The sequence below is a fragment of the Flavobacterium calami genome (genome assembly GCF_038290035.1).
Lineage (GTDB): Bacteria > Bacteroidota > Bacteroidia > Flavobacteriales > Flavobacteriaceae > Flavobacterium > Flavobacterium calami.
This window is the reverse complement of the sequence record NZ_JBBYHS010000040.1, coordinates 1-2,404: the sequence shown is the minus strand read 5'-3', so window position 1 is coordinate 2,404 and position 2,404 is coordinate 1. Positions and strand designations below refer to the sequence as shown.

The following is a 2,404-nucleotide window of genomic DNA, read 5'->3' as shown; positions in this document are numbered from 1 at the left end:
AAACAAAAAATTGATATAATTTTGTCTTTACAAAGCATTGGTTCTGTTTATTGGTTCGCAAAACAAATTTACTTAACCTCTGCTTTGTGTTTTTTATGCTTTGCAAACTAGCAACTTGAATTATTTAAATCTAACAAGTCAAAAAAATTAATTAAAACTTGTAAAATTGAATTTGGAAAACTTACATCTTTGAAATCTTCTATATTTATAAGTATAAGAATTGAATCATAATTATTCTTCGTCAACGTACGAACTAATAATGATTTACCAGAACCTCTTCTTCCAAAAACAACTTGATTTTGTTTACTTCCAAGTCTTGGAATGTGACCACGAGGGTCAAAAAATTAATTGAAGTTTGATCTGAAATTCTAAGATTTTCTTCAATATATCTTGCTAATTTGTTTATCGCAACATTGTCATTCATAAATTGTTATTCTATTAAATTATAATTAAAAAAATCAGCAAATAAATTTAAAAAAAATGGAAGTTAAAAGTTCATTCTCCAAGATGCCAATATACAAAAAAGCATTATTTACATAATCTATTTTATTAAAATTAATCTTTCATAAAACTAATTTTACTTTAAAGCGCGTGAGGGATAGAGGCGGTATCCTTTTATGAAGCGACAGCGGAAGAAAAGATATAGCCGAAAGCCCGGCCCTTGGGACACGCCCAAATATTTCAAAATTTCAATTTTAAAATCCCAAATCCCAATTTATTTACTAATGAAGAATTGGCAATTTTGATTGCGGAGTTACTTTCGGAGATTCTTCGTTCCTCAGAATGACAAGATTGTGTAAAAAACTTTTGATTTTGCAAACAAATAAATTTGCGTGCTTTGCTTAAACCTTAGCGAACTTTGCGGTTAAAATCAGCACATAAAAAAAATCCCAAACAAATAATAAAACTTTAATAAATCAATTTTACGTTGATGGGTTAAAATATGTAATTTTGAAAATCGAAGTTCAAAAAACAAGTTATTATGAAATATCATCAAATAAACAGCAATCTTTTTATAAAAAATCGCAGGAAATTTACGGCAGAAATGAAACCTAATTCTGTTGCTGTTTTCAATTCAAACGACATTTACCCAATTAGTGCCGACAGTACTTTGCCGTTTGCGCAGCACAGAGATATTTTTTATCTGAGTGGTGTGGATCAGGAAGAAAGTATTTTGCTTTTGTTTCCGGATGCGCCTTATGAAAGCCAAAAAGAAATGCTTTTTCTAAAAGAAACCAGCGAACATATTGCGATTTGGGAAGGCGAAAAACTGACCAAAGAACGTGCTTTTCAGGTTTCGGGAATCAGAACGGTTTACTGGCTGCAGGATTTTCATAAAGTTTTGAACGAAATAATGACGTATGCCGATACAATGTACATCAATACCAACGAACATTATCGTGCAGCAGTTGAAACTGAAACACGCGAAGCCCGTTTTGTAAAATGGTGGAAAGAAAAATATCCGGCGCATAATGTAGCAAAAAGCAATCCGATTTTACAACGCATTCGTTCTGTAAAAGAAAGCGAAGAGATCGATTTGATTCAGCATGCCTGTGATATTACTGAGAAAGGTTTCCGCAGATTGTTATCATTTGTGAAACCAAATGTTACCGAATACGAAATCGAAGCCGAACTGGCGCACGAATTCATTCGTAACCGTTCCAAAGGTTTTGCTTATACGCCAATTATTGCTTCAGGAAATAATGCAAACGTTTTACATTATATCGAAAACAACCAGCAATGTAAAGCCGGAGATTTAATTTTACTGGATGTTGCTGCAGAATATGCGAATTACTCCAGCGATATGACCAGAACGATTCCGGTTTCGGGACGTTTTTCTGATCGTCAGAAAGCGGTTTACAATGCTGTTTTGAGAGTAAAAAAGGAAGCTACAAAAATGCTGACTCCGGGAACGCTTTGGAAACAATATCATGTTGAAGTGGGTAAAATCATGACTTCTGAATTATTAGGTTTAGGCTTGATTGACAAAGCCGATGTTCAGAACGAAAATCCGGACTGGCCAGCATACAAAAAATATTTCATGCACGGAACTTCTCACCACATGGGACTGGACACGCACGATTACGGATTGCTTCACGAGCCAATGAAATCCAACATGGTTTTTACAGTGGAACCTGGAATCTACATTCCGGCAGAAAAATTCGGAATCCGTTTAGAGGATAATGTTGTGGTTCAGGAAAAAGGAGAACCTTTTAACCTGATGCGCAATATTCCGGTTGAAGTGGATGAAATCGAGACTTTGATGAATTCATAAATAAGCAAAGAGGCTGTCCGATAAGGGCAGCCTTTTTTTATGCAGCAAATTTTAGGGATTGATTTTGCATTGGTTGTTTTATGAAAAAATATTCTGTTGCGGTTTTAAAAAGGTAAATTTCGACTTCTA

1 protein-coding gene is annotated in these 2,404 nt (G+C 34.3%); it reads left to right on the top strand.

All coding sequences use genetic code 11. The annotated features are described in order from the left end of the window. The first annotated feature begins 982 nt into the window (after positions 1-982). The gene (locus AAEO57_RS20760) at positions 983-2,275 is read left to right on the top strand and encodes an aminopeptidase P family protein (protein ID WP_341694938.1); all 1,293 of its coding nucleotides are present in this window, start codon (positions 983-985) and stop codon (positions 2,273-2,275) included. Positions 2,276-2,404: the final 129 nt, after the last annotated feature.